This is a genomic window from Catellatospora vulcania, assembly GCF_009720385.1.
In the GTDB taxonomy this organism is placed as follows: Bacteria; Actinomycetota; Actinomycetes; order Mycobacteriales; family Micromonosporaceae; genus Catellatospora; species Catellatospora vulcania.
On sequence record NZ_ML769303.1, the window covers coordinates 170,470 to 195,221 of the forward strand.

At 71.5% G+C, this 24,752-nt stretch carries 24 protein-coding genes, 3 tRNA genes and 1 pseudogene; 15 read left to right on the forward strand and 13 right to left on the reverse strand.

Annotated elements, in window-relative coordinates; genetic code table 11:
* Positions 1-4 precede the first annotated feature (4 nt).
* Both F6W97_RS08845 and F6W97_RS08850 read left to right on the forward strand, forming a co-directional pair.
* The gene (locus F6W97_RS08845) at positions 5-847 is read left to right on the forward strand and encodes a class I SAM-dependent methyltransferase (RefSeq protein ID WP_155369724.1); all 843 of its coding nucleotides are present in this window, start codon (positions 5-7) and stop codon (positions 845-847) included.
* A gap of 57 nt (positions 848-904) precedes the next feature.
* A complete protein-coding gene (locus F6W97_RS08850) occupies positions 905-1,747 on the forward strand; it encodes an MOSC domain-containing protein (protein ID WP_155369725.1) in 843 nt (280 codons plus the stop codon).
* Here F6W97_RS08850 and F6W97_RS08855 read toward each other — a convergent pair.
* The gene (locus tag F6W97_RS08855; protein WP_155369726.1) at positions 1,740-2,255 is read right to left on the reverse strand and encodes a GNAT family N-acetyltransferase; all 516 of its coding nucleotides are present in this window, start codon (positions 2,253-2,255) and stop codon (positions 1,740-1,742) included. The two genes, F6W97_RS08850 and F6W97_RS08855, sit on opposite strands and share 8 nt — an antisense overlap.
* An 89-nt stretch (positions 2,256-2,344) precedes the next feature.
* A complete protein-coding gene (locus tag F6W97_RS08860) occupies positions 2,345-5,452 on the reverse strand; it encodes a M14 family metallopeptidase (RefSeq protein WP_155369727.1) in 3,108 nt (1,035 codons plus the stop codon).
* Positions 5,453-5,618: 166 nt separating this feature from the next.
* On the opposite strand from F6W97_RS08860, the gene F6W97_RS08865 reads away from it, so the two are divergent.
* Positions 5,619-5,972 carry an MmcQ/YjbR family DNA-binding protein gene (locus F6W97_RS08865; protein WP_155369728.1) on the forward strand — a complete coding sequence of 118 codons (354 nt, stop codon included), beginning with the start codon at positions 5,619-5,621 and terminating at the stop codon, positions 5,970-5,972.
* A 24-nt stretch (positions 5,973-5,996) separates the two neighbouring features.
* Here F6W97_RS08865 and F6W97_RS08870 read toward each other — a convergent pair whose 3' ends face one another.
* From F6W97_RS08870 to bcp, 3 genes are all read right to left on the reverse strand, one after another.
* Positions 5,997-6,530 carry a hypothetical protein gene (locus F6W97_RS08870; protein WP_155369729.1) on the reverse strand — a complete coding sequence of 178 codons (534 nt, stop codon included), beginning with the start codon at positions 6,528-6,530 and terminating at the stop codon, positions 5,997-5,999.
* 131 nt (positions 6,531-6,661) lie between these two features.
* A tRNA-Leu gene (locus tag F6W97_RS08875) sits at positions 6,662-6,734 on the reverse strand.
* A gap of 76 nt (positions 6,735-6,810) precedes the next feature.
* Positions 6,811-7,287: a thioredoxin-dependent thiol peroxidase gene (gene bcp / locus F6W97_RS08880; protein ID WP_155369730.1), complete on the reverse strand. Its 477-nt coding sequence runs from the start codon at positions 7,285-7,287 to the stop codon at positions 6,811-6,813.
* Between the two features lie 107 nt (positions 7,288-7,394).
* Between bcp and F6W97_RS40510 the strand changes: the two are divergent.
* From F6W97_RS40510 to F6W97_RS08895, 4 genes and pseudogenes are all read left to right on the forward strand, one after another.
* Positions 7,395-8,072 (forward strand): annotated as a pseudogene (locus tag F6W97_RS40510) (energy-coupling factor ABC transporter permease); the annotation flags it as partial.
* An 18-nt stretch (positions 8,073-8,090) separates the two neighbouring features.
* A complete protein-coding gene (locus tag F6W97_RS40515; RefSeq protein WP_230686547.1) occupies positions 8,091-8,453 on the forward strand; it encodes a PDGLE domain-containing protein in 363 nt (120 codons plus the stop codon).
* Between the two features lie 2 nt (positions 8,454-8,455).
* Positions 8,456-9,226: a cobalt ECF transporter T component CbiQ gene (gene cbiQ, locus F6W97_RS08890; protein WP_155369731.1), complete on the forward strand. Its 771-nt coding sequence runs from the start codon at positions 8,456-8,458 to the stop codon at positions 9,224-9,226.
* Complete coding sequence (locus F6W97_RS08895) at positions 9,223-9,981, forward strand: energy-coupling factor ABC transporter ATP-binding protein (RefSeq protein ID WP_155369732.1); 759 nt, start codon at positions 9,223-9,225, stop codon at positions 9,979-9,981. Before cbiQ ends, F6W97_RS08895 begins: the two co-directional genes overlap by 4 nt.
* 179 nt (positions 9,982-10,160) lie before the next feature.
* On the opposite strand, the gene F6W97_RS08900 is transcribed toward F6W97_RS08895, so the two are convergent.
* From F6W97_RS08900 to F6W97_RS08915, 4 genes are read right to left on the reverse strand one after another with little or no spacing between them, the layout of a single operon-like run.
* Positions 10,161-11,297, reverse strand: coding sequence for a hypothetical protein (locus F6W97_RS08900; RefSeq protein WP_196279032.1), 1,137 nt, complete (start codon positions 11,295-11,297; stop codon positions 10,161-10,163).
* A gap of 20 nt (positions 11,298-11,317) precedes the next feature.
* Complete coding sequence (locus tag F6W97_RS08905) at positions 11,318-12,052, reverse strand: DsbA family protein (RefSeq protein ID WP_155369733.1); 735 nt, start codon at positions 12,050-12,052, stop codon at positions 11,318-11,320.
* A 15-nt stretch (positions 12,053-12,067) separates the two neighbouring features.
* Complete coding sequence (locus tag F6W97_RS08910) at positions 12,068-12,640, reverse strand: DoxX family protein (protein WP_155369734.1); 573 nt, start codon at positions 12,638-12,640, stop codon at positions 12,068-12,070.
* A gap of 30 nt (positions 12,641-12,670) precedes the next feature.
* The gene (locus F6W97_RS08915) at positions 12,671-13,246 is read right to left on the reverse strand and encodes a sigma factor-like helix-turn-helix DNA-binding protein (RefSeq protein WP_155369735.1); all 576 of its coding nucleotides are present in this window, start codon (positions 13,244-13,246) and stop codon (positions 12,671-12,673) included.
* A gap of 106 nt (positions 13,247-13,352) precedes the next feature.
* Between F6W97_RS08915 and F6W97_RS08920 the strand changes: the two genes are divergently transcribed.
* The 4 genes from F6W97_RS08920 (at position 13,353) to F6W97_RS08935 (ending at position 17,826) form a co-directional block, all read left to right on the forward strand.
* Entirely contained in the window at positions 13,353-14,003 is a 651-nt protein-coding gene (locus tag F6W97_RS08920) for a hypothetical protein (protein WP_155369736.1), read from the forward strand.
* A 56-nt stretch (positions 14,004-14,059) separates the two neighbouring features.
* On the forward strand, positions 14,060-15,751 hold the full coding sequence (locus tag F6W97_RS08925; RefSeq protein WP_155369737.1) for a copper resistance CopC/CopD family protein: 1,692 nt from the start codon (positions 14,060-14,062) through the stop codon (positions 15,749-15,751).
* A gap of 33 nt (positions 15,752-15,784) precedes the next feature.
* Positions 15,785-16,486, forward strand: coding sequence for a YcnI family copper-binding membrane protein (locus F6W97_RS08930; protein ID WP_155369738.1), 702 nt, complete (start codon positions 15,785-15,787; stop codon positions 16,484-16,486).
* 137 nt (positions 16,487-16,623) lie between these two features.
* Positions 16,624-17,826: a hypothetical protein gene (locus tag F6W97_RS08935; protein WP_155369739.1), complete on the forward strand. Its 1,203-nt coding sequence runs from the start codon at positions 16,624-16,626 to the stop codon at positions 17,824-17,826.
* A 144-nt stretch (positions 17,827-17,970) separates the two neighbouring features.
* Here the strand turns inward: F6W97_RS08935 and F6W97_RS08940 are convergent, their stop codons facing one another.
* Positions 17,971-19,182, reverse strand: coding sequence for a glycosyltransferase family 87 protein (locus F6W97_RS08940; protein WP_155369740.1), 1,212 nt, complete (start codon positions 19,180-19,182; stop codon positions 17,971-17,973).
* A gap of 105 nt (positions 19,183-19,287) precedes the next feature.
* On the opposite strand from F6W97_RS08940, the gene orn reads away from it, so the two are divergent.
* Complete coding sequence (gene orn / locus F6W97_RS08945) at positions 19,288-19,893, forward strand: oligoribonuclease (protein ID WP_155369950.1); 606 nt, start codon at positions 19,288-19,290, stop codon at positions 19,891-19,893.
* Between the two features lie 97 nt (positions 19,894-19,990).
* Positions 19,991-20,066, forward strand: a tRNA-His gene (locus tag F6W97_RS08950).
* Positions 20,067-20,117: 51 nt separating this feature from the next.
* On the opposite strand, the gene F6W97_RS08955 is transcribed toward F6W97_RS08950, so the two are convergent.
* Together F6W97_RS08955 and F6W97_RS08960 are read right to left on the reverse strand one after the other, a co-directional pair.
* Complete coding sequence (locus F6W97_RS08955; protein WP_155369741.1) at positions 20,118-21,452, reverse strand: Ig-like domain-containing protein; 1,335 nt, start codon at positions 21,450-21,452, stop codon at positions 20,118-20,120.
* Between the two features lie 128 nt (positions 21,453-21,580).
* Entirely contained in the window at positions 21,581-22,849 is a 1,269-nt protein-coding gene (locus F6W97_RS08960; protein WP_155369742.1) for a L,D-transpeptidase, read from the reverse strand.
* A gap of 314 nt (positions 22,850-23,163) precedes the next feature.
* Here F6W97_RS08960 and F6W97_RS08965 point away from each other — a divergent pair.
* Both F6W97_RS08965 and F6W97_RS08970 read left to right on the forward strand, forming a co-directional pair.
* Positions 23,164-23,239 (forward strand) — tRNA-Lys (locus tag F6W97_RS08965).
* Positions 23,240-23,572: 333 nt separating this feature from the next.
* Positions 23,573-23,863 (forward strand): hypothetical protein, encoded by a 291-nt coding sequence (locus F6W97_RS08970; RefSeq protein WP_155369743.1) that lies wholly within the window; start codon positions 23,573-23,575, stop codon positions 23,861-23,863.
* A gap of 55 nt (positions 23,864-23,918) precedes the next feature.
* Here F6W97_RS08970 and F6W97_RS08975 read toward each other — a convergent pair whose 3' ends face one another.
* Positions 23,919-24,716, reverse strand: coding sequence for a protein kinase family protein (locus F6W97_RS08975; RefSeq protein WP_155369744.1), 798 nt, complete (start codon positions 24,714-24,716; stop codon positions 23,919-23,921).
* Between the last annotated feature and the right edge of the window lie 36 nt (positions 24,717-24,752).

Genomic DNA, 24,752 nt, shown 5'->3' on the forward strand with positions numbered 1-24,752 from the left:
CCTCATGCCCGACCGTAGGACTCGGATCAGGCGTGCCGTGTCGCGCACCGCGCTGGCCCCGCTGGCCGCGCTACCAGGGCGGCTGGCGCGGGTGGCCCGCCACGACGCCAAGGTGCTGCGCCAGTCCGCGCGCTGGCTGGTGACCTCCCGCGAGCACCACAACTACACCTACGACCTGACCCCGCTGAACCGCGAGCACCTCGCCTGGTTCGTCAGCATCGTCGCCGAGGCGTCCATCGCCGACGTGCGCGGCTGGATGGCGGAGATCGACGCGGACACGGCACTGCGTACCCACATCGAGCAGACGACGGCCGGGGCGGCCCGCCGGGGCCTGGCCGACAAGCAGGTCCGCTACGCGCGCCGGGTCGGCTGGTACGCCCTGGTGCGGGCACGCAAGCCGCAGCACGTGGTGGAGACCGGCGTGGACAAGGGCCTGGGCACCTGCGTGCTGGCCGCGGCGCTGCTGCGCAACGCGGCCGAGGGCCACCCGGGCCGGGTCACCTCGCTGGACATCAACCCCGAGGCGGGTTACCTGGCCAAGGCGCAGCCGTGGGCCGGCGTGGTGGACCTGGTCATCGGCGACTCGATCGCGACGCTGACCGCGATGGACCGCCCGGTGGACATGTTCCTGCACGACAGCGACCACAGCGCCGGGCACGAGCAGCGCGAGTTCACCGCGGTCGAGCCGCACCTGTCCGAGCGGGCGCTGCTGCTCACCGACAACGTCACCGTCACCACCGTGCTGCTGCGGCTCGCGGAGAAGACCGGCCGCCGCTTCCTGGCCTTCCGCGAGCAGCCCAAGGAGCACTGGTATCCCGGCGACGGCATCGGGGCGGCCTGGCGCTGACCCGGGCGCGTCCGGCAGCGGACAGCCGGGCGCGTGACGCGCTGATAACGTCGCGTCATGCGAGTGAGCGCGCTGCACACGTACCCGATCAAGGGCTGCCGCCGGGTGGATCACCAGCGGGCGACGGTCGAGCCATGGGGCCTGGCCGGCGACCGCCGTTGGATGATCATCGATCCGGACGGCGCGGAGGTGACCCAGCGTGAGGTCGCCAGGCTCGCGCTGCTGCGCGTGCTGCCCGTCGTCGGCGGCCTCGAACTCTCCTTCCCCGACTCCGCGCCGCTGCTGGTGGAGCAGCCGGTACCGGACCCGGTGACGCACTCGACCCTGTGGAACGAGCCTTATCCGGCGACCGCGGCCGGTCCCGCGGCTGACGCGCTGCTCAGCAAGGAACTCGGCCGTGACGTGCGGCTGGTCTGGATGGACGACCCGGCGACACGACGCCCGATCGAGCCCGGGTACGCCCTGCCCACCGACCGCGTCTCCTACGCCGACGGCTACCCGCTGCTGCTGGCCAACAGCGCCTCGCTGGACCGGCTCAACGACTGGATCGCCGAGTCCGGCTCCGACGAGGGGCCGCTGCCGATGGCCCGGTTCCGGCCGAACGTCGTCGTCGACGGCCCGGCGGCGTTCGCCGAGGACGAGTGGCTCGGCCGCCGCCTGCGCATCGGCGCCGTCGTGTTCCGGGCCGCGAAGGCGTGCGGCCGCTGCGTGGTCACCACCACCGACCAGGAGACCGGCGTACGCGGCCGCGAACCGCTGCGCACCCTGGCCCGCCACCGCAGCGTCGACCAGAAGCTGCTGTTCGGTATCAACCTGATCCCCGACACGCTCGGCGAGATCGGCGTCGGCGACGCGGTCGAGGTGCTCGGCCGGTTCGCCGACCCGGCCGGGCTCAGCTGAGGTCCAGCCACATCCTGATCTCGTCGCGGTCGTCGCCGGGGGCCACCCGCAGCGCGCCGGGCAGTCGGCCCACCTCCCGGTAGCCGAGCGGCGTGTAGAAGCGCTCCAGGCCCATGCCGCCGCGCACGGTGATGTGCAGGCCCGCCAGGCCCATCTCCCGGCCGAGGCGCTCGCCCTCGCGCATCAGCGCCGCGCCGTCGCCCCGGCCCTGCCGGCGCGGGTGCACCATGACCCGGCCCAGCGTGCGCCAGTGCGCCGACAGCTTGAACCGCTGGTCCACCAGGATCAGCATGGCGGCGACGGCGCCGTCCTCGTCGTAGCCGACCAGCAGCCGGTCGATCCCGGCCGCGATTCCGTCGAACGTCGCACGGGCCACGGGCTCGACGTCGTGCCGGGTCACCTGGCCGGCGAAGCCCACTGCCCCGCCCGCGTTCGTGACGTCGAGCCACATGTCGATGATCTGGTCGCGCAGCGTGTCGCTCAGCTCGGGATCCACCTCAAACCGCATGATCCAGATCCTACGAACCCGCGCCCGAGCAGAAGGAAGGGCACCTTCACAACGCTATGCGTTGTAGAAGGTGCCCTTCTTAACCCAGGTCAGTACCCGAGCAGGTGCTTCAGCGAGCGCTTGACCAGGTCGTCGCGCTGCGCCGGGGTGAGGCCCTCGGCGCCGAAGCCGGTGAAGACCGTGTCACGGGTGACCACGATCGAACCCTCCTCGAACGCCTGCTGGCTGCGCACCCAGGTGTTGCTGCCGGCCGGTGAGCCGTCCGGCGCCGCGGCGACGGTGAAGCCGCCGAAGCCGTCCTCGAACGAGGTCGTCGCGACGGGCGCGCCGTCGGCGCTGACCGTCACGTCGTCGAGGAACACGCCGAGCCCCTGCGTACCCCAGTCGGACGCGTAGGAGATCGAGATCTCCACCTGCTGGCCGGCGTACGGGGTCAGGTCGTAGGCGAGCTCCGTCCAGCCCCCGGAGGGGCCGGTCAGCGCGTGCCACGCGCCCGTCGTGCCGGTCGGCGAGCAGTCCGCCGTCTGGTAGTGCGCCAGGAACGGGTGCAGGTCGGCCCAGCCGCTCGCGCAGCTGTCACCGGTCACCTGGGTGCTGTGACCGGTGGTGTCCGGCAGCGTGGTCCAGGTGTCCGAACCGACCGGGTGCACCTCCACGAAGAGGAAGTCCCAGTTCGGCTCGGTGTCGTAGGACGACCAGAACCGCAGCTCGCCCGAGCTCTTGCCGGACAGGTCCACGGTGCGGGTGAGCCGCTTGTAGGAGGTGTCCGCCCGGTCGCTGTAGGCGTACCAGGCGCCGGTGCGCGGGTCGAACGGCGCCGCTCCCGGGCGCAGCCAGTCCCCTGGAGCGGAACTGTTGAACTGCGGGAACTGTGCCGGTGGCAGGAAGCTCGACGTGGTCAGGAACGAGGCTGTGTGCGCCTGGTTGTCCGCCGATCCGGTCCCGTTGAGCGTGCCCGAGAAGCCGCTGAACGCGCCCGCGCCGCCGCCGACCCCGTACGGCGCGCCGTCCGGGTCGGTGCCGCCGTCGCTGACGTAGGTGTACGCGCCGAGGTAGTACTGCATGAAGTCGTTCAGCAGCGGCAGGCACGGGTACTCGCGCACCGTGCACTCCGGCTGCGCCGGCGCGTCGGGCTGGTAGAAGTACGACCCGTCGGCCGACTGCGCGAACAGCGCGTTCTGACCCGTGAGCAGCAGCTTGCCGCCCTCGTTCAGGTAGTCGCGCACGGCCAGCTCGATGTCGAGCGCGGCCTTCGCCGCGGTGCCGCCGGGCTGCCCGGTGGACCGCAGGATGATGTCGTCGCCGGTCTCCCAGACGATCGCCTTGTAGTGCGACAGCACGCCCAGGTGGTGCGGCGCCTTGCGGCCCTGGGCGTCGAAGTCGTACACGTCGCTGGAGTAGCCCGCCGCGCTCAGCGAAGCGGCGTAGTCCGCGGCGTACTTCGCCGTGGTCACCCCCTGCGCCGGGCTGATGCCGGTGACGTCCTCCGCGGCCAGGATCAGCACCTTGCCGCCGATGTCGTCGTGCACCCGGTAGGTGAAGTGGTCACTGGTGACCGCCCCGGCCCGTCCCGGTGTCACGGAGAACCCGCTGAACCACACCTCGACCTGGTCACCGGACTTCTGCCCGGTAACCGTGCCGCGGAACTCGGCGTAGTAGTCGTCGTTCTCGTCGCCGTAGCGCTCGCCGCCCTTCCACTCCTTCACGGAGCCGGACTTCGTCGCCCCACCGTTGATCTTCCAGTGCACCTTCACGTTCTTCAGCGAGCGGCGGATCGTCGCGGCGACGGCCTGGGTGCGGCCGTACGACACGTCGAACGCGTCGGTCACGAAGTGCGGGGTGACGTGGCCCAGCACGGACACCGGGTCGTCCGGCCGCGCCGCCGACTTGGCCAGCGACAGGGCGAACGGGATGTTCTTGGCGAACTCCGCCTGGATCAGCTCCTCGTCGTCCGGGAAGTTGAAGCCGCTGGCGCAGTCCTCGGCCAGCCACTCGTCGTCCGGGATCGAGTTCGACACCGTCTCGCAGGTCGTCATCTCGGGGGTGAAGCCGAGCGTGCCGTACTTGGCCTGCATGTGCGAGTCGACGTCGCCGTTGGTGGTGTACAGCTCCGCCGAGATGTCGGGGTCGTAGCCGGGCACCGCCGGGTTCGCGTCGTCGCCGGCCAGCGCCTGGTAGATGGTGTCGTCCGGCGTCGGCGTGCTGACCTGCCAGCCCGTGCCGTAGAGCAGCAGCTCCGCGGCCGAGTGGTAGTTGATGTAGTAGTCCGGGCGCACCCGCTTGAAGAACGAGTCGAGCGCCTTGCTCTCCGGCTCCGAGTTCGGGCCGCTGCCCCGGTAGGTCTCGTTGGCCGGGTCGGGTGAGGATCCCTCGTTGTCGTATCCCCACTTGAAGGCGTAGTTGCGGTTCGGGTCGACGCCGTCGCCCGGCGTGATCTGCCCGTCACCGTTGTTGTCGCGCAGGTTCTTGCGCCACAGCCGGTTGCCCTCGGTGAAGGTGAAGTCGTAGCCGTCCGGGTTGACCACCGGGAAGAAGTACAGCTCCCGCGTCTTGATCAGGCTGGTCAGCTCGGCGTTGCTGCCGTACCCGTCGAGGTAGTGGTGCAGCAGCCGGCGCACCATCTCCGGCGTGATCCATTCACGGGCGTGCTGGGCGGCGCCGTAGACCACCGACGGCTTGGTCCCGTCGGGCAGCCAGCGTGCGCCCAGGGACAGCTTGATGCCCCGGATCGGCTTGCCCTGCACGGTGTGCCCGATCGTCACCAGCTTGGTGATGGCCGGGTTGTCCGCCGCGATCTTCTCCAGCTCCTCGCGGATGCCGCCGGCCTCGCTGTACGACCGGTACACGGTGTTGCCGGCCAGCGCCTGCTTGCGCAGCGCGTCGGACGCCTTCTGGCCGCGGATCATCTTCACCGACAGCGGCACGCCACGGCCGGCCAGGCGCGAAGCCTCCACTTGGGAGAGGATGACCTCGACCTTCACCTTGCCGCCCGCCAGCGGCGCGGTCCGCAGCTCCTCACTGTCGACGCCTGCCTTGCGCAGCGCGTCCAGCTGCTTCTGATCCAGCTCTCCCACATAAACGTCGAGCGGGTTCCTGCCCCGATCGCTGTCACCGACGGGTTTCGCGCTTGCCGGCACGACCAGCGCGATGGCGCCGATCATGCCGAGGCACACCGCCACGACTCGTAGTTTCCTCACTGCCCCTCCAGGGTGTCGAAGGACTCGCGCACCGAGCCTTTCGGAACACCGTTAAATATGTCAATAGACACGCCGTCTTCTGCGAAGACGTGCGCGGAATGTCACCGGTGCGGAGCAGACTGGTGGGCGCGAGGCCGGGCACAGGGCAAAACGGGGGTGGGCGCGAATGGTCACGGTGGACCAGGTGCGGCAGGTGGCGCTGGCACTGCCGCGGGCGTACGAGGCGCTGGTGCGGGACCGGGTCAAGTTCCGGGTCGGGCAGATCGTGTTCGCCGCGTTCTCGGCCGACGAGGCGGAGCTGGGCTTCGGCTACCCGAAGGAGGCCCGCGACGCGCTGGTGGCGGCCGAGCCGGACAAGTTCTTCCTGCCGCGTACGTCCGACCTGCGCTACCACTGGGTGCAGGCGCGCATGGCCGCGCTCGACGAGGACGAGATGCGCGAGCTGATCATCGACGCCTGGCGCATGTGCGTGCCCAAGCGCGTCGCCGCCGAACACCTGCGGACGCTCGGGCCGAGCTGACGCGGCTCCCTGCCGCGCTGCGGCCTAATCGCAGCCCGGGGCCTGTGCGGCGGTGCGCTCGAAGACGATCGGCGGGAGCGTCGGCTCGATGTGGCGGTCGTCCGCCGTGAACTCGGCCGTGTCCGGATCCAGCAGCCGCATCGTGCCGGGCACGTAACCGGAGTAGCGGGTGATGCCGTCCGCCCCGACCCGGGTCCTCGGCTCGGCCAGCGGGATCCGTGCCCGCCAGGTCGCCCCGGCGAACCATGTCCACTCGATGCCGCAGTGGGCGTAGAGATCGTAGGGGTAGTCGACGCCGGGCTCCGGTCGCGCGGGCAGGGTTCGCGGGTGCTGCCAGTCCACCGGCGAGACGCGTGCCGTGGTGGGCGGTCGGCCCGTCGTCGTGTTCCCGTCTGGCGGTGCGGGTGCTGTCGAGGACGCGGCCGGCGGCGCCGAGGCCGTGCCCGCGGGCGGCGTGGCGCATCCGGCCAGCGCGACCAGCACGGCCGCGGCAAGGCAGGCGCCGGCGGCGCGCGGCCGCGGGCGGGGCGGTGCGCCCGCCGGGTCGTCGAGAGTCATCACGCCTCATTCCACGTGCCTGCGTCGGGGAGGTGCTCCCTTACACAGACCGGGCCGGCGGCATCCGCGTTCCCTGCGGGCGGCGAATTCCGCGAACCGGCCGCGACAGGGTCGGCGGTGCGCGAGAAGAGTAGGGCCGGCGGGATTCGAACCCGCACTGGCGCGGACCTAAACCGCGTGCCTCTGCCGTTGGGCTACGGCCCCAGGGGCATCAGCTGCCCGCCGTATTCTCGCGCATCCCCGTCCACGACCGTGATGCAGGCCCCGCCTTCCGGTGACCTCAGTCGATCTTGAGATCCCGGCGGAGCTTGGCGACGTGTCCGGTGGCCTTGACGTTGTAGAAGGCGTGCTCGATGTGGCCCTTCTCGTCGATGACGAAGGTGGACCGGATGACGCCCTGCACGACCTTGCCGTAGTTCTTCTTCTCGCCGTACGCGCCGTAGCTGACGAGCACGGCTTTGTCCTGGTCGCTGACGAGCGGGAAGGTGATCGCGTCGCGCTCGACGAACTTGGCCAGCTTCGCGGGCGCGTCGGGGGAGATGCCGACCACGGCGTACCCCTTGGCGGTGAGCGAGGCGAGCGAGTCGCGGAAGTCGCAGGCCTGGGTGGTGCAGCCGGGGGTCATCGCGGCCGGGTACGCATACAGGACGACCTTCTTGCCGCGCAGGTCGGACAGGCTGAGCGTGCTGCCGTCGGCGGTCGGCAGGTTGAAGTCGGGGGCGGCGTCGCCGGGTGCGAGTCGTACGTTCTCCGTCACACCGGCCACCCTATCCGTGCCGGCGGACGCCGCAGGTGAGGGCGGGACCGACGCAGCTTATTGCAAGTACTTTGCAACAACCTTAGGCTGGCGGAGTGAATATCGCGATGCACATCTCCAACGGCATCATCGGCGGCCCGGTCTCCCTGGCCTACGGTGTGGTGGCCGTCGGGCTGCTGGTCCTGTGCCTGGGCCGGGCGCGTCAGGACCTCAACGACCGGCTGGCGCCCATGGCCGGCCTGGTGGCCGCGTTCATCTTCGCGGTGCAGATGCTCAACTTCCCGGTGCTGCCCGGCATCAGCGGGCACCTGCTCGGCGGCGCGCTGGCCGCGGCGCTGGTCGGCCCGTGGGTCGGCGCGCTGTGCGTCTCGGTGGTGCTGATCGTGCAGGCGCTGGTCTTCGCCGACGGCGGCATCAGCGCGCTGGGCCTCAACATCTCCAACATGGCGCTGCTCGGCACCGCCGTCGGCTACCTGGTGCTGATCGCCCTCATGAAGCTGCTGCCGCGTACCGCCGCGGGTGTCGGCCTGGCCGTCTTCGCCGCCTCGATCGTCTCCGTGGTGCTCGCCTCGCAGGGCTTCGTGCTGCAGTTCGTGCTCGGCGGCGAGGTGCCGCTGACCATCGGCTACGGACAGATCTCGGCGACCATGGCCGGGGTGCACGCGCTGATCGGCATCGGTGAGGGCCTCATCGCGGCGGTCACCGTCACCACCGTGGCGAAGGTCCGCCCCGACCTGGTGTACGCGCTGCGCGGGGCGCGGCTGGACCTCCCCGCGACCGGCGGCCTGCCCACCAGGGTCTTCGTGCTCGGCGGCCTGGCCGTCGCCGCGGCGCTTGCCGGCGGCGTCAGCTACCTGGCCTCCGGCTCCCCGGACGGCCTGGACGCGACCACCCTCGCCGGCTGCACCGTCGACGCCGACGGGGTGATCACCGGCGGCAGCTGCATCGCGCAGCGCGCCGCCGACCACGAACTCGGCGGCTCATTCCTGGCCGACTACGGCATCAAAGGCGTGGACAATGCGACCGGCCTGGCCGGGCTCATCGGCGTGGCGCTGACGTTCGCGGTCGGCCTGGCGATCTTCTGGTCGGTGCGCCGCCGCCGGCACGCGGCAGCCGAGGCCGCCGCGATCGAGCCGACCCCTGCCCCCGTGCCCGCGGAGAAGTAGCCATGGGCGCCGGGCACACCCATCCGATGTACGTGCACGGGCACTCGCCCGTGCACCACCTCGCACCCGAGGTCAAGATCGCCGCGTCGGTGCTGTTCACCATCGTGGTGGTGGCGACGCCACGCGAGCTGCTGCCCGCCTTCGGGGCGTACGCCCTGATCGTCGCCGGACTCGCGGTGCTGGCCCGGGTGCCCGCCGGGTGGCTGGCCCGGCGCAGCCTCATCGAGCTGCCCTTCGTGGCCACCGCGGTGCTGCTGCCCTTCTTCGCGGCGGGCCCCCGCACCGACGTGCTCGGCATGTCCGTCGCCGTGGAAGGCCTGTGGGCCGGCTGGAACATCCTGGTCAAGGGCACGCTCGGGGTGCTCATCGCGCTGCTGATGGCCGGCACCACCCCGGCCCGCGACGTGCTCGTCGGCCTGGACCGGCTGCGCACCCCGCAGGCGATCACCCAGATCGCCCTGTTCATGCTGCGCTACCTGGACGTGCTCGCCGACGAGGCGCGGCGTATGCGCATCGCCCGGCTGTCCCGGCTGGACGACCCCCGGTTCCTGTGGCAGGTGCGCGGCTTCGCGGCCGGGCTCGGCACCCTGTTCCTGCGCGCGTTCGAACGCGGCGAGCGGGTCTTCCTGGCCATGCGCTCGCGCGGCTACACCGGGCGGCTGCCCGCAGCCCTGCACGAGGGCAGCACGGCCACCGCCCGGCAGTGGGCGGTCGGGGCCGCGGTGCCCGCGCTCGCCGTCCTGGTCCTGCTCACGGATAGGTTCCTGGTATGACCGCGTTGCTGCTCGACGACGTGCGCTACGCCTACCCCGACGGCCACCAGGCGCTGCACGGCGTCAGCCTGCACATCGAACCCGGCGAGCGGGTCGCCCTGCTCGGCCCGAACGGCGCCGGCAAGACCACCCTCGTCCTGCACCTCAACGGCATCCTGCCCGCGTCCGGCCTGACCGGCTCCTCCGGCACGGTGGCCGTCGGCGACCGTACCGTCGATCCGAAGGACCGGCCCGGCCTGGCCGAGATCCGCCGCCGCGTCGGGCTCGTCTTCCAGGACCCCGACGACCAGCTGTTCCTGCCCACGGTCGCCGAGGACGTGGCGTTCGGGCCGGCGAATCTGGGGCTGCGCGGGGCCGAGCTGGCGGCGCGGGTCGACGAGGCGCTGGCCGCGGTCGGGATGAGCGACGTCAAGGAACGGGCCCCGCATCACCTGTCGCTGGGGCAGCGCCGCCGCGTCGCCGTCGCGACAGTGCTCGCGATGCGGCCGGATCTGCTGGTCATGGACGAGCCGTCGTCCAACCTGGACCCGCAGGCGCGGCGCGAGCTGGCCGAGATCGTGCTCGGGCTGGACGTGACGCTGCTGATGGTGACGCACGACCTGCCGTACGCGCTGCAGCTGTGCCCGCGCTCGGTGATCCTGGACGACGGCCGCATCGTGGCCGACGGCCCGACCCGTGACCTGCTGTCCGACGCCGACCTGCTGGCCCGCCACCGGCTGGAACTCCCGTACGGCTTCGCCGTCCCCGTGCCCTGACGCGCCCCACTCCGACGCGCACGCGCACGCGCACGCGCACCCTGCTTTTCATAGACGTTGGCCTATCTGGATGAGTTCGATCGGCGAATTCTCATCCAGATAGGCCAGCGTCTATTCGGGGCGCGGCGGCGCGGCGCGGCGGAGCGCGGCGAGGGCGCTGGGCGGCGGTGGGTTGGGGGTTAGGGCTGGGTGGTGGGGGTTGGGGCGTCGGCGGTCGGGTTCGCGGTGACGTCGGGGACGGTGCCGGTGGTGTCGGCGGAGGTGGCGTCGGGGGTGCCGGAGGTGGTGCCGCGCAGGCGCAGCATGCCGGCCGCGGCGACGCCCACGCCGAGGGCGATCACGATGGCGACGGCGATGCGGGCAGCGGTGTCGCCCCAGGGGACCGGGGCGATCGAGCGGTGGAAGACGGCCGCGTTGACCATCCCGGCGAACAGGCCGACCGCGGCCGCGCCGAGCGCCAGCGCGAAGTCGCCCGCGGCGCGGCGGGACAGCGAGTACGCCCCGGCGGCGATCGCGGCCAGCGCGCTGACCACGGCCCACAGTTGGACCGTGAGCAGTTCGAGCAGGATCGGGCCGGGCGTGCGGTTGCCCGCGTCGATCTCGCGCGCGACCGCGTAGGCGAGGGCGAGCACCCCGGCGGCGATGGCGCTGAGGGACAGCGCGACCGTGATCGGGCGGGGGCGGCCGGGCACCAGGCCGAGCAGGGCGACGGCGAGTGCGCCGGCGACGGCGGCGATCCACCAGATCACGGGGTTCGGCGGCGGGACCCAGTCCAGGGTGCCGGTGACCTGCAACGGGGTGACCTCGGTGCGCATCGGCACGGTCCACTCGCGGATGCGGTGGGGCTGGTCGGGTGCGGTGGCGACGGCGGGCGGCTCGGCCGGGTCGGTCCAGATGGCGCGCTGGTCGTGCCAGCGGTACACCGGCTCGTCGCTGACCTTGCGCCACTCCGGGGCCACCGTCGGGTCGGCGTGCGCGGGCGGGTCGACGTGCGCGATGGTGATGTTGAGGTACGTGGCGGGGGAGTGGATGTTCTCGTACACCCCGTCGGGGCGTACCTCCAGGTAGGGCTCATTGCTGTAGCCGAGGACCTCGACCGGCTTGCCGCTGTGGTTGGTCAGCTGGAGCCGCGCGCCAGCCTCGATCGTGATCACTTCGAGGCCGGGCAGGTCGGGCGTGCCGGTGATGGCGGTGCGGTAGTTGGTGGCGTCGGGGGCGTCGGCCCCGTGCGCGGCGGCGGGGGTGGCGAGGGTGAGCAGCAGGGTGAGCGCGGTCCCGAGGACCGCGCCCACCCGCTGTGCCGTGAGGGGTGTCATCTGCTCCTGCTCAGCTCATGTCAGCTGGTGCTCGCGGACGGGTTGGCGCCGGCGGCCGCGGCCACCGCGGCGGCGATCTGCGCCGCGCTGGCCTGGGCGGGCTTGCCGTTGACCAGGACGGTCGGGGTGCCGGTGACCCCGGCCCGGCCGGCCTCCTCGCTGACGTGGCTGGTCCAGGTGAGGAAGCGCTTGTCGCGTACGCACTGGGCGAAGTCGTCGCCGAGCCCGGCCTGCTTGCCGAGCACGATCAGATCATCGTCGCTGGGTCCGGCCCCGCCCTCGGCGGGCTGGTTGGCGAACAGCACGTTGGAGAACTCGGTGAACTTCCCGTACTCGGCGGCGCAGCCGGAGGCGGCCGACGAGCGGGTGGAGTACCGGTTCGTGGACGCGCCGTCGAGGTACGCCACCGGGTGCGTCACCAGCGTGATCTTGCCGTCGGCGGCGAGCTGCGCGATCGAGGCGGACGCCTCGTCGTGGAAGCTCTTGCAGTGCGGGCAGAGGAAGTCGACGTACTCGTCGACGACGACCGGCCCGCTGCCGGTGCTGATGCCGTTGCCGGCGGCGTTGGCCCCCTTCGGGGCGGTGTAGTCGGTCGTCTTGTTGCCCGCGTAGATGCCCCAGCCGATCAGGCCCGCGATGACCAGTGCGGCCACCGCGGCGATGGAGATCCACATGGTGCGCTTGCGGCGCTGCTCCTTGGCGATCTGGTCCCGGACCATCCGGGCAGCCGCGTTCTGATCCTTCCGGCTGCTCATGCCCGCGTCCCCTGATCAGGCGCGCTCGCGGCGCGGCGCGGTGTGGTCGGTCGATTCGTCACTGTCTTCCTCCAGCACGTCGTCTTCCGCCGGCACCCCGGCGGAGAACGGTCGATCCAGTCGTGCGTCGAGGGAGAAACGGCTGACCGGGTAGATGATCAAAAAGATGGCCATCGCCAGGAAGGCCACATCCCGGAAGATCTCCGGAAGATAGTTGGGCGTCACCCCGGGCGGCAGCTGGCCGCCCTTGCTGAAGCACCCGCAGTCGATGTTCAGGCCGCGGGCCCAGGCCGAGCTGATGCCCGCGATGAAGGCGACCATCATGCCCGCCGAGAGCCAAGCCGCCAGCCGGGTGGCGAGGCCCACCAGGAGCAGCAGGCCGACGACGATCTCCACGAAGGGCTGGACCGCGCCGACGACCATCGCGGCGTCGTACGACATGATCTGGTACGCGTTCACGGCGCGGCCGTTGGCGGCCAGGTCGGTGACCTTGAGCCCGCCCGCGACCAGGAAGATCCCGGCCAGACCGAGCCTGACCAGCAGGCTCACCCACGGCTGTGCCCGATGCCAGCCGGTGCGCTCGTCCATCGCTCTCCTCCTTCGCCCCCGCGTGCCGCCTCAGGCGGCTAAGGCGCTAACGACGTCGTCCACCAGTTCGGCGCGGGCGCGCGCGACCCGGGACCGGATCGTGCCGACCGGCACCTCCTGCACCGCCGCCGCCTGCTCGTACGACAAGCCCAGCAGCTGGGTGAGCACGAACGCCTCCCGGCGCTCCGGCGACAGCCGGTCGAGCAGCTGTGCCGCCCCGACCTGGCCCGCCGGGTCCGGGTGCGGCCCGCTCGTCAGCACCTGTGCGGCCAGGCGCACGCCCAGCCGGCGCTGCCTTACCACCGTACGCAGATGGTCGGCGCAGGTGCGCCGGGCGATGCCGAGCAGCCAGGTGCGGACCGTCGAGCGGCCCTCGAACGCGGGCAGCGCCCGGAACGCCCGCAGGTACGTGTCCTGGGTGAGGTCGTCCGCGCTGCCCGGGTCGACCAGCGCGGCGACGAACCGCCACACCTCGGCCTGGGTGGACCGCACGAAGGCGGCCTGGGCGACGGGATCGCCGGTCCGTGCCGCCAGCGCCCACTCGGTAGCCGGGTCGACGGGGACACCGTCGTCCGGGAGCGTGTCGTCACGTGGCACGGGGGGCACGGGGACAAAGCCTAACCGCCGGTCGGGCACACTCCGGGCGGTGACGGCACGCGTGTCCCGCGCCACCGCCGGGAACTGAACGGCGGTCGGCGGCGACTACCCGCCCATGACGAACTGCGACGAGGTGCGGGTCGGCCTGTCCGCGCGGCTGGACGGCGAGGCCGAGGCGTGGGCCGCGCAGGCCGGGCTCGCACCGGACGCGCTCGACGCGCACCTGGTCGGCTGCCCGGACTGCCGTACCTGGTCACGGGCTGCCGAGCAGCTCACCCGCGCGGTGCGGGTGCAGGCGGTCGCGGTGCCCGACCTGACCGCCCCGATCCTCGCCGCGGTCGCGGCCGAGCGGGACGGCGCGGCACGGGCCGCCCGGCGGCAGGCCGAGGGGCGGCGGCAGATCCTGCGCGTCGCGCTCGGGGCGACCGCCGCGGTCCAGGTGCTGCTGGCGCTGCCCGCGCTGTTCGCGGGCGGCGGCGGCCTGCACACCGGCCGGGAGGCGGCCTCGTTCGACATCGCGCTGGCGGTCGGGTTCGCGCTGGCCGCGTGGCGGCCGGAGCGGGCCCGCGCGTTCGTGCCGGTGGCCTTCGTGCTCGCCGCCTGTCTGATCATGACCAGCGCCTTCGACGTCGCCGAGGGTGTGACCGCGCTGGCGCACGAGATCGGCCACGCCGCCGCCCTGGTGCAGGCCGGGCTCCTGTGGGCGCTCAGCCGCACCACTGCCATCTCGCGCGAACCCGCCCGCCCCGTTACGGTCGCCCCGTGAGTCACATGACTGCCCCTTCCCCCCTCGATCACTCGACTTGCCCGGCAAGTGTGCGAATGAGTGGTCAAGATACGCACGTCTGCCAGGCAGGTCCGACGATCGAGGACCGGGCGCGGCGCGGCCGGAGCAGGATGCGGGCGCTGCTCGCCGTCGTGGCGTTCCTGGCGTTGACGCTGCTGCCGGGGTCGCCGGCGTACGCGCATGCGGCGCTGCTGCGGACCAGCCCGCCCGCCGGGTCGGTGGTGCCGGAGGCCCCGCGGGACGTGACGCTGACGTTCAGCGAGCCGGTGTCGCCGGTCGCCGACAAGATCAGGATCATCGGGCCGGACGGGCAGCGGGCCGACCGCGGCAAGCCGTCGGTCGAGGGCAACGTACTGAAGATCGGGCTGCGCGAGGACGCCCCCAAGGGCACGTACCTGGTCAGCTATCGGGTGATCTCCGCGGACAGCCACCCGATCCCGGGCGGGTTCACGTTCTCGGTCGGCGCGCCGTCGGCCACCCCGGCGGCGCTGCCGGAGGAGAAGGTCGACACCACGATCCGCAACCTGATCGCGGTCGGCAAGGCGATCGGGTACGCCGGGCTGGTGCTGCTGGTCGGTCCGGTGCTGGTGCTGACGCTGCTGTGGCCGGCCCGGCTCAGCCAACGCGGCCCGCGCCGCGTCATGTGGACCGGCTTCGGCGTGGTCGCCCTGGCCACCCTGGCGGGCCTGTACCTGCAGGCCCCGTACTCGACCGGCGGCAGCCTGTTCGGCGCCACCGGCAGCGACCTCGGCGACGTGCTGGGCAGCCAGTACGGCATCGCGCTGCTGGTGCGGCTGGCGCTGCTGGCGGTGGCCGCGTTCCTGGTGCGCCCGCTGCTGGCCGGGCGCGACGGCGTCGTGGACCGGGTGCTGCTGCTCGCGGTGGCCGCCGGGGCCGCGCTGACCTGGCCGCTGGCCGGGCACCCGGCCGCCTCACCGGTGCCCGCCGTGTCGGTGGTCGTCGACGCGCTGCACCTGGCCGGGGCGGCGGTGTGGCTGGGCGGCCTGCTCATGCTGGCGCTGTTCCTGCTGCGCCAGGCCGACCACCGCGAGCTGGGCGCGATCCTGCCGATCTGGTCGCGCTGGGCGGCGCTGGCCGTGTCGACCGTGCTGCTGGCCGGGGTGGTGTCCGGCCTGATCCAGATCGGCACGCCGCGGGCGCTGATCGACACGACGTACGGCCAGATCATGATCGCCAAGATCGTGCTGGTGGGCCTGATCCTGGTCGCCGCCTACTTCGCCCGGCGGTGGACCAACAACGGGGCCGCCGACAACCCGCGCCCGCTGCGCCGCATCGTCACCACCGAGCTGGCCATCGCGGCCGTCGTGCTGGCGGTGACCGGGGCGCTGACGCAGACCACCCCGGCGCGCACCGCCCAGGAGACCGCGCAGCTGCCCGCCCAGCCGGTCATCTACTCCACGACCCTGACCAGCTCGTTGTACACGCTGCAGGTGGAGGTCGACCCGGCCAAGCTGGGTGACAACGCGGTGCACCTGTACGCGTACAAGGCCGACGGCTCGCCGCTGCCGGTGGTGGAGTGGAAGGCCACCGCGGCGCTGCCCTCGGCGGGCATCGAGCCGGTCACGTTCCCGCTGCTCAAGCTCACCGACAACCACGCCAGCGGGCAGGTCACCCTGCCCACGCCCGGAGACTGGCAGCTGCGCTTCACCCTTCGCCTCTCCGAGATCGATCAGGATTCGGTCACCGCGACGGTGCCGATCTCATAGCGCTCACGTCGAGCCGTACGAAAGGTCCCTGGCATGAAGATGACGCGCCGTTTCGGTGTGGTCGCGGCGACGGTGCTCGGCCTGCTGGCCGTCGCCGTGCCCGCGTCGGCCCACGTCACGGTCAACCCGAAGGAGGCCGTGCAGGGCGGCTACGCCCGCGTGGCGTTCCGGGTGCCGAACGAGTCCGACGACACCAACACCACCAAGATCGAGGTGTACCTGCCGGAGGACGCCCCGGTCGCGTCGGTCACCACGATGCCGGTGCCCGGCTGGACGGTGGCCGTGGCCAAGCGCAAACTGGCCACGCCGATCGAGGTGCACGGCAGCCCGGTCAGCGAGGTCGTCTCCACGCTGACCTGGACCGCGACCTCACCTGAGGCGGCGGTCAAGCCGGGCCAGTTCCAGGAGTTCCCGGTGTCGATGGGCCCGCTGCCCAAGGTCGACAAGATGGTCTTCAAGACGCTGCAGACCTACTCCGACGGCGTCGTGGTGCGCTGGATCGACCCGCCGGCGGGCGACGGCGCCGAGCCGGAGAACCCGGCTCCGGTGCTGACGCTGCTGCCCGCTGCGGCCGGCGCGGCGGCCACCACGGCGACGAACAACACCCTCGCCGTCGGGGACGCCAAGAGCAGCAGCACCGACTGGTACGGCGTGGCCGGCCTGATCGCCGGCGTGCTGGCCCTGATCCTCGCCGGACTGGCGCTGGCGCGTACCCGCAAGGAGCCTGTGCGCTAGTCATCCGCATGGTCGTCATCGGCCGGGTGCCCGCATCTGCCGGGTGCCCGGCCGCGTTGTCCCAGGAGAGCGCGCCTGGCCTCAGCGGCGCGCGGAGAGCCTCGCCACCCCGCCGGCGAGCCCTGGGAGGACACCCGATGCGCGCTGTTCGTCTTCTCGTCGGCCTGCTGGCCCTGCTCGTCGCGGTGCCCGCGCTGGCCGCCGGCGGCGGCGCGGCCTGGCTGTCCGGCCACGACAGCCCCGACGGGGCCTTCCACGCCCCGATCGTGCCGCCGAAGGACCCGAACCGGGTGCTGGTGGTGCCGGACCTCGACGCGCTGCTGCAACGCGACGTGCCGTACGCGCGGGTCGGCGCGACCACCCTGCGCCTGTCCGCGAGCTCGGCGAACACGCCCGCGTTCATCGGCGTCGCAGCCCCCGACGAGGTCGCCGCGTACCTGGCGGGCGTCCGGTACACCGAGGTCGCGCAGACGGTCGTGGGGTCGGGGCCGGTGGCGCTGCGCACCAACCGGATGGACGCGCCCGGCCGGGACCCGCGCGACCCGCTCGCCCAGGGGTTCTGGCTGCGGCAGGGGCTGGGTTCGCTGTCCTGGAACCCGCAACTGGACCGGGGGCGGCACCTGGCCCTGGTGGTGGTGCTGCGGGACATCCCGGTGACGGCCGGGCCGGCGCTGCCGTCGGACGCGGCGGTCCTGGATGTGGCGCTCGGCGCGAGCTGGCTCGGCTCGGCCTCCTGGGGCCTGCTCATCCTCGGCATGGTGCTGCTGATCCTGGCGTTCGTGACCCTGTCCTGGCCCGCTCGGGTGGCCGAGGAACCGGCCGACCGGGCCGACACGACCGGCGACGGCGCGCTGACCGCGCTGCTGTCCACCGACACCCGGCCGGTGCTGTCCGGGCAGACCGAGGCGGTCACCCTGCCGCTCGCGCCCGAGCAGCGTGCGCCGCAGGAACCCGCGCCGGGCGTACGCACGCCGCTGGAACGCGACCCAGGTGTGCGGGCGGACCGCGACCCGGCCGGGCACGCACCGCTGACCGTTCCGTGGGCCGGCGCGCCCTACACGGGCCCGGCCACGACGCCGCTGGTCACCTGCGTGCAGGCCGCCACAGGGCCGGGTGCGGCGCTCGATGACACGGTGGCGGTGCGCACCGCCGACTCCACCACGCCTGCCGTGCCCGCGATGCGGACCGTCGCCGGGCCCGAGCTGCCGTGGCCACCGCCGCGCGGCACGCTGTGCGCGACCGAGCCGGTCCGGGAGGTGCTCACCGAGGAGTTCCTGCGGGAGTGGCTGCCCCGTCCGGGCTGCGAGCTGCGGCTGGATCGTCCGCGCCAGCGGGTCTGAGGGACAAGTCGAGCGGCCCGCACGTACCGGCGTACGGGCCGCTCTCACCGGGGGAACGGTGTCACCACTTGGGGACCTGTCCCGGGGGAGACGTTGTCCCTGCCCCTCACGTTACGGTAAAACCGTCAGAACGGACAAGACTGGCTAAACAGCTCTTGACGTGGGATAATCCCCTGGGCGATTAATCGGCAGGAAGACCAGCAGCACCAGGCTCAGCAGGACGTAGGCGTTGCGGGCCAGGAACAGTCCCGCCGTGTCGGTGGGCACCGCGGCCACACCCCAGTCCACCACCGAGACGACCCCGATCACGCAGACGGCGTACGTCCCGGCCGCGAAGGCGAGCCAGCCCCACCGGCGGCCGTCCCCGGCATGCTGCGCCGCGGCGACCAGGGTCACGATCGCGGGCACGAACCAGTACAGGTGGTGCGGCCAGGTGATCGGGCTGATCAGCCCCGACACCAGGCCGGTCAGCGCCAGCCCGGTGACCGCGTCGCCGGCCAGGCCCGCCCGCGCCGCCCGCCACATGCCCAAGCCCAGCACCGCCAGGGCCAGCAGCAGCCAGAGCCACTTCGCGGGCTGCTCCGGCGCGACCAGCCGGGCCAGCAGGCCCTGCAACGACTGGTTGCCGGTGTAGTCGAGCCGGCCCACCCGGGCGGTGTCCCACAGCGCCGAGGTCCAGAAGTCCCACGAGGCCCGCGGCGCGATCGCGGCGGCCAGCAGGGTCACGCCCGCGGCCGCGCCCATCGCCGTGAACGCCGCCCGCCACTGCCGTGTGACCAGCAGGTACACGATGAACAGGCCGGGGATCAGCTTCAGCGCGGTGGCCACGCCGATGCCGACGCCGGTCCACTTCGAGCCGCGCGGCCCGAGCACCAGCAGGTCCAACATGATCAGCACGATCAGCAGCAGGTTGATCTGCCCGAACGTGATGGTCTCGCGCAGCGGCTCGATGACCAGCACCAGCGGCGCGGCGATGCCGACGGCATACCAGGCCGGCCAGCCCTGCCGCCGGGCCAGCGGGGCCACCAGCCAGTACGTGGTGACCACCACGGCCGCCACGGTGCCCAGCGTGAACAGCGCCTGGGTCACGCCCAGCGGGAGCAGGCCGAACGGGAACAGCAGCAGCGCCGCGAACGGCGGGTAGGTGAAGTACAGCGCGCCCTGCACCCGGTCGGGCTGCGCGTAGTCGTACAGGTCGTGCCCGTCGCCCCACCAGTTCACCGCGGACATGTAGATCTTCAGGTCGAAGAAGTCGTGCTCCACCCGCAGCCGCCAGAACGCCACGGCGGCCAGCGCGAGCACGGCGACGACGGTGAGCACCCGCACGAGCGGGTCGCGGGTGCGGACCTGAGACATGGTCGACACCCTATCCGCCACGCCGGTCACCGGGGCACACCCCGGGCTCGACAGTGGCGACACTGACAGTGCGCCCTTACGGCGTACGCTGTGCCGGTGGGAGATCTGCGAAGCGCCGACCATCTGGTATGGATCGACTGTGAGATGACCGGCCTGAACCTGGGCAGCGACGCCCTCATCGAGGTCGCCGCCCTGGTCACCGATGCCGACCTGAACGTGCTGGGCGACGGGGTGGACGTCGTGATCCACACCGACGACGCCGCCCTCGACGGCATGGTCGACGTGGTGAAGCAGATGCACGAGAAATCGGGCCTGACCGAGGCGGTGCGCCGGTCCACGGTCACGGTCGAGCAGGCCGAGGACATGGTGCTGGAGTACGTCACCAAGTACGTCACCGACCCGCGCACCGCGCCGCTGTGCGGCAACTCGATCGCCACCGACCGCGGCTTCATCGTCCGGGACATGCCCCGCCTCGACACGCACCTGCACTACCGCATGATCGACGTGTCGTCGGTGAAGGAGCTGTGCCGCCGCTGGTACCCCCGGGTGTATTTCGGCCAGCCGGAGAAAGGGCTGGCCCACCGGGCCCTGGCCGACATCCGGGAGAGCATCCGCGAGCTGCGCTACTACCGCGAGGCGATCTTCGTGCCGCAGCCCGGACCGGACGTCGACGAGGCCAAGCGCATCGCCGCGACGATGATCCTTCCCTGAGTAGCGGGAGACACAGCGATACCCGCTCGACGTGGTGCCGGGGGGTATGGCTATCATTGGTCAGTCGCCGCGGCCACACGGTCAGCGGCGTGCGATGGTGGTCGTAGCTCAGCTGGTAGAGCACCGGGTTGTGGTCCCGGGGGTCGCGGGTTCAAGTCCCGTCGATCACCCCATACGAGAAAGCCCCGGCGGGAAATCCCGCCGGGGCTTTTCGCTGCTCGTCGTCAGGCGCTCGGGGTGCCCGAGGGGCCTGCAGAGGGGGTCGCCGACGGGTCGGTGGACGGCGCCGTCGACGGGTCCGGCGTCGGCTCGGCCGGGGCCACGTACGGGATGGCGCTGCCCTTCACGTACTGCTCCCAGGACTTGTCCCAGTCGGTCCAGCCGTTGCCGTACTCCAGCTCGCGGGGCGTGCCCTTGGTGGTGATCGGCGTGCCGACCAGCGTGTTCGCGAACAGCCAGGCGGCATTCGCCATGGACACGTTCACGCAGCCGTGCGACACGTTGCGGCGTCCCTGGTGCTGCGTCGACCACGGGGCGGCGTGGATGAACTCCCCGCCCCAGGTCATCCGCTGGGCGTACTCCACCGGAGTGCGGTAGCGGTTGGCCGGGTTAGGGGCGTCCATGGTGTCGAAGACGGTGTTCCGCTTCTTCTCGATGATGATCATCGTGCCGCTGGACGACGGCATGCTCGGGCGGCCCAGGCTGACCGGGATCGTCCGGATGAGCTTGCCGTCCTTGTGCACCGTCATCTTGTGGGTCTTGTCGTCGACCCGCAGCTGCAGGTCCGGACCCACGGTGCAGACCAGCGTCGAGTCACGCCGGCCGTAGTAGCCGCCGCCCATCGGCAGGCCGCCGGCCCGCACGCTGACGTTGATCTTCGTGCCGGCCTTCCAGAACGCCTTCGGCCGGAAGTGCAGCTCGCGAGCGGTGTACCAGGTCCAGATGCCTTCCTGGAACGGCTGGGTCTCCACCAGCAGCCGCCGCTGCACCGCGGCCCGGTCGGCCTTCGCGATGTCCCGGCTGGTCCGGAAGATCAGCACCATGCCGACGCCGATGACGGCGTTGTCGGCCAGGAAGCTGCTGAACCCGACCAGCTTGGACGGCTTGGCCATGGTGGTGAACGTGGTCGTGGCGGTGGCGGCCTTGCCGTCGTCGCCGGTCGCGGTCACCGTCGCGGTGTACGCCGTGCCGAAGGCCAGCGACTTCTCCGGCAGCCAGCCCTTGCCGTCGGGGTGCATGGCACCCTTCACCTCGGCGCCGTTGGCGTCCTTCAGCGAGACCGTGGTGTCCACCGCTTCGGTCGCGGCGAACACGATCTCTGCGCTGGCCGGGACGTCCTTGGCATCGGCAGCCGGGCCGCTGATGGTGACCGTCGCCTTGGGCGGCGTCTCGGCCGGGGAGTCCCCGTCGCCGTTCGAGCCGTTCCAGATCGGCGACTTGTCGCCCGTGCAGGCAGCCAGGCCGGCCACTCCGGCGACACCCGCGCCGGCCAGGCCGAGCGCGGTGAGCGCGCGCCGCCGGGTCATGGACATGGGGGTCGGGAGATCGGGGGTGGGCATAGGCTCCTCACCAAGATCGAGGGGTGTGTGCGCGATGCGCGTATCCATACTGCCTCAAAGACGCTCCGCCAAGGGTATGCGTTGCATCCAGTGAGGCTGCACACCGGGATCTTCGAGGATAAACCGGACTAGTTGGCCGGATCCGAGGGGGACGGGCTCACCGGAGCGGCAGAGGCGACCGCGGACGGCGAGGGCGCCACCGCCGGCACCGGCTCCAGCAGCTCCTGCGGGATCGGCAGCGCACTGCCCTTGACGAACTCCTTCCAGCTCAGGTCCCACGCGGTGAAGCCGTTGCCGCGTTCCAGCTTCACCCCCGTACCCCTGACCGTCACCGGGTCGCCCACGTGCGTGTTCTGGAACAGCCACACCGCGTTGCCGTACGAGACGTTCAGGCAGCCGTGCGACACGTTGCGGTTGCCCTGGTCGCCGACGCTCCACGGGGCCGAGTGGATGAACTCGCCGCCCCAGGTCAGCCGCTGCGCGTACTGGATCGCCACCCGGTACTGGTCGCCCGGCTCGCCGGTGGTGTCGAAGATGGTGGACTCCTGCTTATCCATGATCACCATGGTGCCGGAGGACGACGGGGTGCTCGCCTTGCCCAGGCTCACCGGCATCGACTTGACCTTCTTACCGTCGCGGAAGACGTCGATGTGCTTGTTCGAGTTCTTGACGATCAGCTCCAGCTTCTCGTCCGCGATCTTCACGGTGGCCTTGCGGTCGTCGTCGCCGAACCGGCCCTCGCCCATCGGCAGGCCCTTCAGCGCGGCCCGCACGCTGAGCACGGTGTTCGGCTTCCAGTACTCCGGCGCCCGGTAGGTCACCTGCCGCCCGCTCATCCAGTGCCACACGCCGGGCTGGGCCGGTGTCGTCGTCACGAACAGCCGCGACTCCACCTGCGCCCGGGACGCCTCCGGAATCTGCTCCGAGAACTCCACCACCACCGGCATCGCCACGCCGTAGGTGTTGCCGTCGAACAGGTACATGCCCGTGCCGACCTGCCGCGTGGGCTCCGCCATCGTGCTGAACGAGGTCGACTTCGTGATCGCCCGTCGCCCGTCGGTGGCGGTCACGGTGACCGAGTAGCGCCCCTTGTACTCCAGCGGCTTGTCCGGGACCCAGGACAGGCCGCCCGGCCGCATCCGGCCCGACAGCAGCCGGCCCTTGGCGTCGGCCAGGGCCACCGAGCGGACCGAGGCGTTCGCGACGCTGATCCCGATCTCGGCGCTGACCGGCAGGTCCTTCTGCTCGGCCGCCGGGGTGAGCTCCAGGGTCTGCGCGGGCGGGGCCGGTTGCGGGGCCGCCTGATTCTTGACGGGATCGCCGGTGTCGCACGAGCCCAGCGGTACGAGGACCGCGGCCGTAACCGCGGCTATGCCGAACCTGCGCAGTGCACCCATGACGCCACCTACCCATTACCGCCGATATGTCCCGGTTCACATATTGCCGCAGGCGGGTGGGGTGTGTGGGCGGTTCTGACGGAATCTCAGGATCTGGCGTGGCGACACGGATGATCTTTGCGTGAGCGTGCTCACATGGCGCGGTCGTGACGCTTCGTGGCTGCGGGGCGGAGGCCGGGCGGCGCGTCATTGTGGGGTGGTATGCGGCGTTCTGGCAGGTGGTTTGCGGGGGTTTGCGGATGCCGACCGCGAGTCCGCTAACCGATTGGAGAACCCCCGGATCGTCATGCTAATGTTCTCTCCGTTGCCAACGAGCGCCGCTAGCTCAACTGGCAGAGCAGCGGACTCTTAATCCGCGGGTTCGGGGTTCGAGTCCCTGGCGGCGCACCAAAAGAAGCCCCATCTGACCTGGTCAGATGGGGCTTCTGGCATTACGGGGCCGTATCTGTCGGCGGCCGGTGCGCTCGACGTGTGCTCGTATGCGCCGTGAGCATCCGATACGTGGCGTCAGGTGCTGTCACCGACTGATCTTTGATCTTGTTTCGGGGCGTCGACGGGGATCGGCTCAGGTGTCGTTTCGGCAACGTTCCCGACGGTCGCGCAGAGTGGAGTTGGAGTGGGATCGTCAGACGGTTCGTTCAGACGGGTTCGGCAGAAAGTGGCCAGAACGGGGAGGAGGCGGCAGCTGTGGGCGACGGCGGATGATTCTCGGTGCGGTGCGTCGTGCGGTTTCCGGCCGAGCAGCGCTCGACGTTCGAGGAACGGGTCACGCTGTGGCGGGTGGCGAACTTCGACGAGGCGGTGCGGCTTGCGGAGGTGGAGGTCCGCGAGTATGCGGCCGCTATCGGCGGCGAGTACACCGGCCTGGCTCAGGCCTACGAACTCGCCGACATGCCGGGCCACGGGGCAGAGGTGTTCTCCCTGATGCGTGACAGTGACCTCGACCTGGACGCCTATCTCGACGCATTCTTCGATACGGGCAGTGAGCGGCAACGCGCCATCGACGAGCACTGAGTCCGTCCCTGCGCGCACTGGATTCGCGCGGAGGGGGCGGGCTGTCTGCGGGCCGCTACACGCCTCGGTACTCCGCCCAGGCTCGGGCAGCCTCGGCGACCTCGATCTTCCACGGCTGTGGATCGGCGGCGCTGATCTCAGCCCACAGGCCTCTCGCCGCGGTGACGAAGGTCGACACCGCTTCGTCGGTGACGAGGGTGAAGGTGGGGGAGTCCTGGCACCAGTGCTCGGCGTTCTTCGGGGTATGCCCGGCCTGGATGAGCTGCAGACCTACGCAGGCGGTGTCGAGCCAGGATGCGGCGAGCGTCGGCCAGGCCCAGTCGATGAATTTCGCGGTTCCGTCGACCAGGATGTTGTGGCGGTGCAGGTCGGTGTGGGCGATGGTCGTTCCGGCGAGCAGATGAGCGCGGTCTCCGGCGTAGTCGCGCCAGCGGTCTTCGATGGTGCGCAGGGTCAGCCCTCGTGGGGCGGGGATCGAGGCGAGGGCCTGCAGGCTTGTGGCGATCTTCGGTAGGTCCGGCGATCCAGGGCTGAGGTCGGCGTGGCGGCCGTCGAGATACAGGAAGCCGAGCACGTCCCAGCCGTCCGCGGCCACGCGGAAGGCGAGCGGAGCCGACACGTGCCGGACATGCTCGTTGATCGCGGCCTCGTTGCTATGGGTCCAGACGGCCCGCTTGTGGTCGGCTGGGACACCCTTGAGGAAGTATCGGTCGCGCGCCGTGTGCATGACCATGCCGAGCAGACAGTTGTGCCCGGTGTCGACCTGGTCGGCACGGACGAACGCGCCTGTCTCGGCCTCGATCATGCGGCGCAGGTTGGCGGGAAGGTCATCCCATGACACACGCGGGTTCATGGTCTCCTCCATCGCTGGGCCGCTTACCGGCGGCGA

Coding starts and splice junctions, on each gene's coding strand:
- F6W97_RS08845 (WP_155369724.1), top strand. CDS start 5: ATGCCCGACCGTAGGACTCGGATCAGGCGTGCCGTGTCGCGCACCGCG.
- F6W97_RS08850 (WP_155369725.1), top strand. CDS start 905: ATGCGAGTGAGCGCGCTGCACACGTACCCGATCAAGGGCTGCCGCCGG.
- F6W97_RS08855 (WP_155369726.1), bottom strand. CDS start 2,255: ATGCGGTTTGAGGTGGATCCCGAGCTGAGCGACACGCTGCGCGACCAG.
- F6W97_RS08865 (WP_155369728.1), top strand. CDS start 5,619: ATGGTCACGGTGGACCAGGTGCGGCAGGTGGCGCTGGCACTGCCGCGG.
- F6W97_RS08870 (WP_155369729.1), bottom strand. CDS start 6,530: ATGACTCTCGACGACCCGGCGGGCGCACCGCCCCGCCCGCGGCCGCGC.
- cbiQ (WP_155369731.1), top strand. CDS start 8,456: ATGGGCGCCGGGCACACCCATCCGATGTACGTGCACGGGCACTCGCCC.
- F6W97_RS08895 (WP_155369732.1), top strand. CDS start 9,223: ATGACCGCGTTGCTGCTCGACGACGTGCGCTACGCCTACCCCGACGGC.
- F6W97_RS08900 (WP_196279032.1), bottom strand. CDS start 11,297: ATGACACCCCTCACGGCACAGCGGGTGGGCGCGGTCCTCGGGACCGCG.
- F6W97_RS08905 (WP_155369733.1), bottom strand. CDS start 12,052: ATGAGCAGCCGGAAGGATCAGAACGCGGCTGCCCGGATGGTCCGGGAC.
- F6W97_RS08910 (WP_155369734.1), bottom strand. CDS start 12,640: ATGGACGAGCGCACCGGCTGGCATCGGGCACAGCCGTGGGTGAGCCTG.
- F6W97_RS08920 (WP_155369736.1), top strand. CDS start 13,353: ATGACGAACTGCGACGAGGTGCGGGTCGGCCTGTCCGCGCGGCTGGAC.
- F6W97_RS08925 (WP_155369737.1), top strand. CDS start 14,060: ATGAGTGGTCAAGATACGCACGTCTGCCAGGCAGGTCCGACGATCGAG.
- F6W97_RS08930 (WP_155369738.1), top strand. CDS start 15,785: ATGAAGATGACGCGCCGTTTCGGTGTGGTCGCGGCGACGGTGCTCGGC.
- F6W97_RS08935 (WP_155369739.1), top strand. CDS start 16,624: ATGCGCGCTGTTCGTCTTCTCGTCGGCCTGCTGGCCCTGCTCGTCGCG.
- F6W97_RS08940 (WP_155369740.1), bottom strand. CDS start 19,182: ATGTCTCAGGTCCGCACCCGCGACCCGCTCGTGCGGGTGCTCACCGTC.
- F6W97_RS08955 (WP_155369741.1), bottom strand. CDS start 21,452: ATGCCCACCCCCGATCTCCCGACCCCCATGTCCATGACCCGGCGGCGC.
- F6W97_RS08960 (WP_155369742.1), bottom strand. CDS start 22,849: ATGGGTGCACTGCGCAGGTTCGGCATAGCCGCGGTTACGGCCGCGGTC.
- F6W97_RS08975 (WP_155369744.1), bottom strand. CDS start 24,716: ATGAACCCGCGTGTGTCATGGGATGACCTTCCCGCCAACCTGCGCCGC.